We start from the raw sequence: 7846 nt of genomic DNA, 5'->3' as shown, positions 1-7846 counted from the left end.
CGATTGATTTTTGTGATGTTATTCAATGATAATTGAACACCAACATTTAAATCAGTATCTCCACTATCTACAACGATTACTTTCTTCATCATCTGTTTGATCATTACTTCCAAGTGCTTATCACTAATTTCGATACCTTGGCTTTGGTATACTTTCTTAACTTCCTTCAAGATATAGTCTTGAACTTCACGTACACCAGCAACACGTAATAATTCTTTTGGATCTAATGGACCTTCAGTCAATGCAACACCGGCTTCAATCTTTGCACCGACCTGAACCCATGGACGCATAGACTGGTTCGCGTTAATTTTATGAGAAACACTTTCGTGTTCGTTTGTGATAATAACTTCTTGGCGCATTGTTCCTTCAATACGTTCAATTGAAGTAATTTCACCTGAAATCTGAGCAATTACCGCAACACCTTTTGGACAACGAGCTTCGAACAATTCTTCAACACGAGGCAAACCTTGAGTGATATCTTCTGCACCGGCACCGGCAACACCACCTGTATGGAATGTACGCATTGTTAACTGTGTACCTGGTTCACCAATTGATTGAGCCGCCATGATACCAATAGCTTCACCAACTTCAACGTCTTTACCTGTAGCCATGTTACGTCCATAACATTTACGACAAATACCTAAACGAGACTTACAAGTAAATACAGAACGGATATACATACCTGTAACACCAGCATCTACAATTTTCTTAGCAAGTTCATCAGTGATAAATTCATCACTCGCAATAATTAATTCACCTGTCTTTGGATCTGTTACATCTTGTTTAGAATAACGACCAACTAAACGATCTTGTAATGGTTCGATAACAGAGTTTGTTTTGCGATCCATTAATGTTTCGATCCAGTAACCCTTATCTGTACCACAATCGTCTTCTTTGATAATTACATCTTGGGCAACATCAACCAAACGACGAGTTAAGTAACCAGATTCGGCTGTCTTTAAGGCAGTATCTGTAAGACCTTTACGCACACCGTGAGTCGAGATAAAGAACTCACTTACGTTCAATCCTTCACGGAAACAAGAATAGATAGGAACTTCTATGATGGTTGGTACATATTCACCAGCCCCAGCTTTAGCGTGACCAGGTTTTGCCATTAAACCACGCATACCAGCTAACTGAGTAAAGTTTGACGCGTTACCACGAGCACCAGAAGTCGCCATCATGTTGATTGGGTTTTTACGAGGCAAGTTTTTCATCAATGATGTTACGATCTTGTCTTTTTGATCATCCCACATCTTAGATAAGTGACGTTCCCATTCTTCCATTGTCAACATACCTTTACGTTGTAAGTGTTTCAACTGATCGGCTTTAACACGACCCTCATCGATATATTCATCTTTGTGAGGAGCCACTTCGATATCTGACAAGGCAACTGTAATACCAGCTACTGTTGAATATTCAAATCCTAAAGATTTGATTTGGTCAAGAATTTCAGCAGTTTGATCTGCATCATAACGTTTGAAGACTTCGGCAATAACTTTACCTAAATCTTTTTTCTTAACCGCATCAACTAAAGGCATAGCTTCGATGTATTCTTTAATGTTTTGTCCTGGAGCAATAAAGTATTTATCAGGAGTACTAATAAAGTTTTCTTTTGATACCTCATTAATATATGGGAAATCTTCAGGGAACATTGAGTTGAACACAATCTTACCAACTGTTGTAATTAAATAATCATTTTTATGTTTTTCATCAAACGATGTTTTATGCATATTGCATACAGGCAATGCGATACGAGTGTGAAGGTGAACTTGTTTTGACTGGTATGCCATCATAACTTCATCTTCATCTGTGTATACATGACCTTCACTTTCACCAAAACGGTGCCAGTGAGCTGCTTCTAATGGGCAGCCAACTTCTTCGTAGTGTTTAGCTTCTGCAAAGAATTCTTCTTTTGTTTCTTCCATTGTTAAATAGAAGTTACCCATAACCATATCCTGTCCTGGCGTAACGATAGGTTTACCATCTTTAGGACCTAAGATATTGTGAGAACCAAGCATCATAACTAATGCTTCAGCACGAGCTTCTTCTCCTAATGGAACGTGGATGGCCATCTGGTCACCATCGAAGTCAGCGTTGAACGCAGTACATACTAATGGGTGAAGACGCATTGCACGTCCTTCTACTAATTTAGGCAAGAAGGCCTGAATACCCAAACGGTGTAATGTAGGTGCACGGTTCATTAATACAGGATATCCGTCGATTACTGTTTCAACAACGTCCCAGATACGAGGATCACGACGTTCGATTAATTTTTCTGCATTTTTAGGATTTTGTGCTAATCCTTGGTTTACGATTTCATTAATGATAAATGGTTTAAACAAGTTAACTGCCATTTCACGTGGAATACCACATTGGTACATTTTCAAATCTGGTCCAACGGCAATTACAGAACGACCAGAGAAGTCAACACGCTTACCTAATAAGTTCTGACGGAAACGACCTTGTTTACCTTTCAATGAATGAGATAATGATTTTAATGCACGTCCACCAGCACCTGTAATTGGTTTTGAACGACGACCATTGTCAATTAAAGCATCTACAGATTCCTGTAACATACGCTTTTCGTTTTGAACGATAATATTTGGAGTACCCAAATCTAACAATTTACGTAAACGATTGTTACGAGTGATAACACGACGATATAAGTCGTTCAAATCACTTGTCGCAAAACGACCACCATCCAATTGAAGCATTGGACGTAAATCAGGTGGTATTACCGGAATGTTAGTCAGAATCATCCATTCTGGTAAGTTTTCACTATTACGGAATGCATTGATTGTATCCAAACGTTTGATTAATTTCTTACGTTTTTCACCTTGTGCTTTTTCAAGCGCATCCTGTACTTCTTGATATTCAGATTCTAAATCAACATCTTGTAATAAACGTAGTACAGCTTCAGCACCTGTTTGAGCTGTAAATCCTGTTGAACCATAAATAGCTTGGTTTTCACGGAATTCACGTTCAGAAAGAATTTGTTTATAAGCTAAACCAGATTCTTTTGGATCCGTAACAATATAGCTTACGAAATATACAACTTCTTCCAATTGTTTTGGTGTTACATCCAACAACAATGCCATACGGCTAGGAATACCACGTAAGTACCAAATATGAGCTACTGGTGCAGCTAAGTGGATGTGACCCATACGCTCACGTCTTACGCTTGCTTTTGTGATTTCTACACCACAACGGTCACATACAACACCTTTAAAACGTACTTTTTTATATTTACCACAAGCACATTCCCAGTCCTTAGTTGGACCGAAAATGCGTTCGCAGAATAAACCATCACGTTCTGCTTTTTGTGAACGATAGTTAATTGTCTCAGGCTTTGTTACTTCACCATGACTCCATTTTAAAATCGTTTCTGGACTCGCTAAGCGAACCTGAATCGAGGCAAAATTGTTAATACTCATATTTTATACTACGCCTCCTCTTCTTCGTTATTTTCTTCTTCAATATCGTCTACTAGCTCTTCCTTTTGTGTTTGTTCTGGTAAAGGTTGAGCTGGATGAACGTCCTGGTCATCATCATCTAATGTGATGTCAACCTCGTTATTGTTTTCATCTAACAAACGAATATCGATTGCTAAACCTTGTAATTCGTGCATCAATACACGGAATGATTCTGGAACACCTGGTTCTGGAATATCTTTACCTTTAATGATGGCTTCATAAGTCTTGATACGACCTTGAATATCATCCGATTTGATTGTCAAGATTTCTTGTAATGTGTGGGCAGCACCATATGCTTCCAATGCCCAAACTTCCATTTCTCCAAATCTCTGACCACCATTTTGAGCTTTACCACCCAATGGCTGCTGAGTAACTAAAGAATATGGACCAGTAGCACGAGCGTGTAGTTTATCGTCAACCATGTGGGCCAACTTGATCATGTACATTACACCGACACTAATACGTTCATCGAATGGTTGTCCAGTTTGTCCATCATATAATACCTGTTTTCCATCGACAGTCATGCTTGCTTCGCGCATTACATCTTGTAAGTCTTCATTTGATAAACCATCAAATACAGAAGTAGAGAATTTAACACCTAATTTACGAGCAGCGTAACCTAAGTGGATTTCTAAAATCTGTCCGATGTTCATACGTGAAGGTACACCGAATGGGTTCAACAAGATATCAACTGGATGTCCATCAGCCATAAATGGCATATCTTCGATAGGTAAAATCTTAGAGATGACACCTTTGTTACCGTGACGACCAGACATCTTATCGCCTTCAGAAATCTTACGTTTCTGAACGATATATACTTTAACACGCATATTTACTCCAGGAGGAAGATCCGATCCATCTCCACGTTTAAATACACGAATAGAATGAACAATACCAGCACCACCATGAGGTACTTTCAATGAATTGTCACGAACTTCACGTGATTTTTCACCAAAGATTGCTAATAATAGTTTTTCTTCAGGACTAACTTCACTTTGTCCTTTTGGAGTAACCTTACCAACTAAGATATCTCCTTCTTTAACTTCGGCACCAACCATGATGATACCATTTGAATCTAACTTACGAACTGCTGCTTCACCAACGTTAGGAATATCACGAGTGATTTCTTCTGGACCTAACTTAGTTTCACGACAGTCAATATCATATTCTTCTACGTGGATTGAAGTATATACATCATCACTAACCATACGTTCTGACATGATGATGGCATCCTCGTAGTTATATCCATGCCATGTTGTATATGCAATAACAACGTTTTGACCTAAAGCCAATTCTCCATTTTGCATACTTGGACCATCAGCTAAGATATCGCCTTTTTCAACCTTTTCACCAACTTCTACAATTGGACGTTGGTTGATACAAGTGCTTGCGTTTGAACGAGCAAACTTACGTAACTGATAAGTGTGGTTTTCACCTTCATTATCTTTAACTACAATACGCAAACCATCTACATATTCAACTACACCATCTTGTTTTGCGACAATACCAACACCTGAGTCCTTAGCAATTTTATATTCAATACCAGTACCTACATAAGGTGAATGAGGAACTAATAATGGAACGGCCTGACGCTGCATGTTGGCACCCATTAAGGCACGAGACGCATCATCGTTTTCCAAGAATGGGACACAGGCAGTCGCTACAGATACGATCTGTTTTGGACTGACATCGGCAAGTTCTACTTCGTTACGATCAGCGATGATAGTTTCACCAGCCTTACGAGCTACGACACGTTCATTTACTAAATGACCATCACGAACCTCATTGGCCTGTGCGATTACATAATCTGCTTCTTCATCAGCACTTAAGTAAACTGTATCTTCACTAACAGTACCATCCGCATTTACCTTACGGTAAGGCGTTTGAATAAATCCATATTCATTGATACGAGCATATGTAGTTAAGTTATTGATCAAACCGATGTTTGGCCCTTCAGGCGTTTCGATTGGACAGATACGACCATAGTGAGAGTTGTGAACGTCACGTACTTCGAAACTTGCACGATCACGACTGATACCACCTGGACCTAAGGCTGAAATACGACGTTTATTTGTCAATTCAGCTAGAGGGTTTTGTTGATCCATGAACTGTGATAACTGTGAACTAGAGAAGAATTCTTTAATTGCAGCTGTCAAAGGACGAATGTTTGTCAATTTTCTAGGAGTTAAGCTATCCATTTCTTGAATTGACATACGTTCTTTAACAACACGTTCCATACGAGATAAACCAATACGGAACTGGTTCTGAATCAATTCACCAACAGAACGAATACGACGGTTACCTAACATATCGATATCATCTGTTGTTCCTACACCTTCCATAACATTTAAGCTATATGAGAAGAATGCATACATATCTGAAACTGTAATTGTGTGTTTATTTGCGAATGGGTCATTTCCAGCAACACGGACTTCATCCCCATTATCGTCAATAATATATAATTCTTGGACACATGCACCAATCAACCATGCTGTGATATCTTCACTTAAAGCACGTTGTTTAACTTGTGTTTCAACATCACTATCGATGGCATCTGGAGTTACACCAACCATATAACGGTTCGCAACTAATTCCATATCTGCATCAACAATATCTTCACCTTGAGCATTTGTTAAACGTCCAAGAGCATATAAACGTTGACCATAGTTAAATACAGAATCCATATTTTCGGCTGTTAATTTAACTGGTTGTGCAAACAATCCTGCAAAAATATCAACATTTTCAACAACCTTTTGGATTGCTAAAACATCTTTTTCAGTTAATACTGTACCAGCATCTAAATAAGCATCTTCTGTTTCAACATCACTAGCTAATACACGACCAATTAATCCTGTAGTCCAGCTTGTTGGAATTGAAACGATATCTTCTTCATGGAATTCTGAGCGGAATGGATAAGCGACACAATAAGTACCCTTAGCCAATTCTTCACGTAATGCATTTCTTTCATCACGGTGAACCATAGTACCTTTTTCCATGAATACGTTGCCATTTACATCAACAATATCATGAGCAAGGCTCATACCATACATACGATCGATCGCATTTAATTTCTTACGTAATTTATAACGACCAGCTTTTGTCAAGTCATAACGACGGTGATCAAAGAATTTAGCTTGCATCAAAGTGATTGATCCATCTAATGTAGGGATTTCATCACTTCTTTGATTTTCATAGAAAGAAAGTAAAGCTTCCTGAGTTGTTTTTACTTTATCGTTCAATAAAGTGTTTTCAATTTCTTCATATTTACCGAAGAAAGCAGTATACAACAACAAATACATATTCATGTATTCGCGATCTTCTGCATCTGTAGCTACATCAGACCAGTTACGTCCCATTGCACGAAGGAATGTTTCCATCATTGATGTATCGTGAGTATCTTCGTTCACTCCGATATTCAAAGACATACCAATCGCCTTGAATAAAATACTGAATAATACTTTACGGCGACGGTCAATAGAAACATTAATTAAACGTCCGTTTGTAGTTTTCTTTTGTTCAGTCATGAACTCTAACCAAGTACCACGACTTGGAATTAATTCACAACTATAGTTTTGTTTACCAGTTTTTTCATCATAACTGTCCGCAAAATATGCTCCTGGAGAACGTACGATCTGACTAACGATTACACGTTCTGCACCATTGATGATGAATGTACCAGTTTCTGTCATTAAAGGGAAATCCCCTAAATATACTTCTTCACTCTTAGTTACAACTTCCCCAGTTTCTGAGTCTGTAACTTCCAATTCCATATCTGCATATAGAGGTGCTGCAAAGTTGCATTCTCTATACATAGATTCTTCTGCGTTATATTTTGGTTCTTCAAAATGATAACGAAGGAAATTTAAGCGAATGTTTTTTCCATAGTTTTCAATTGGATAGATTTCTTCAAATACTTCTTGGATACCTTGTTGCGTAAACCATTTAAATGAATCTGTCTGGATTTCGACAAGATTAGGTAACTCTAATTTACCACTAACCTTTGAGTAATCTCGGCGGGAAGATTTTTTTCCACACGAGACAATACGATATGCTTTGTTGTTGTCCATGCATGCCATCCTTTCGTTCGAATTTGTACTATACTAGGTGGTTTTCATCTGAAAACACACACTATTATGCAATTTATTATACTACTAGTAAAACCACCAAATGTCAATAAAAACTTGACAAAATTTAAAAAATGAGTTATAAATATTGCCTATCCTTTTTAAGCACCTGCACAAAGTAGGTGCTTTTTCATTTGTCCATTTTGACATCCCCTTTAATTGTGCATACAATATAAACGTTTAAAGGAGTTCCGAATGAAAAAATTTTTAACCCTAATTATAACTTGTTTTTTATCGCTTAGCCTT

Annotated in this window: 2 protein-coding genes; both read right to left on the bottom strand. The window is 37.9% G+C overall.

The genetic code is table 11. The annotated features are described in order from the left end of the window. Nucleotides 1-3437 (bottom strand): DNA-directed RNA polymerase subunit beta' (gene rpoC, locus ACZQCL_RS01095; RefSeq protein WP_482481598.1); only part of this gene is annotated, 3437 nt, incomplete at its 3' end. An 8-nt stretch (nucleotides 3438-3445) separates the two neighbouring features. After that, complete coding sequence (rpoB, locus tag ACZQCL_RS01090; protein ID WP_288522296.1) at nucleotides 3446-7543, bottom strand: DNA-directed RNA polymerase subunit beta; 4098 nt, start codon at nucleotides 7541-7543, stop codon at nucleotides 3446-3448. Nucleotides 7544-7846: the final 303 nt, after the last annotated feature.

This window comes from Holdemanella sp., from assembly GCF_056804935.1.
This window is presented reverse-complemented; position numbering and strand designations above follow the sequence as displayed.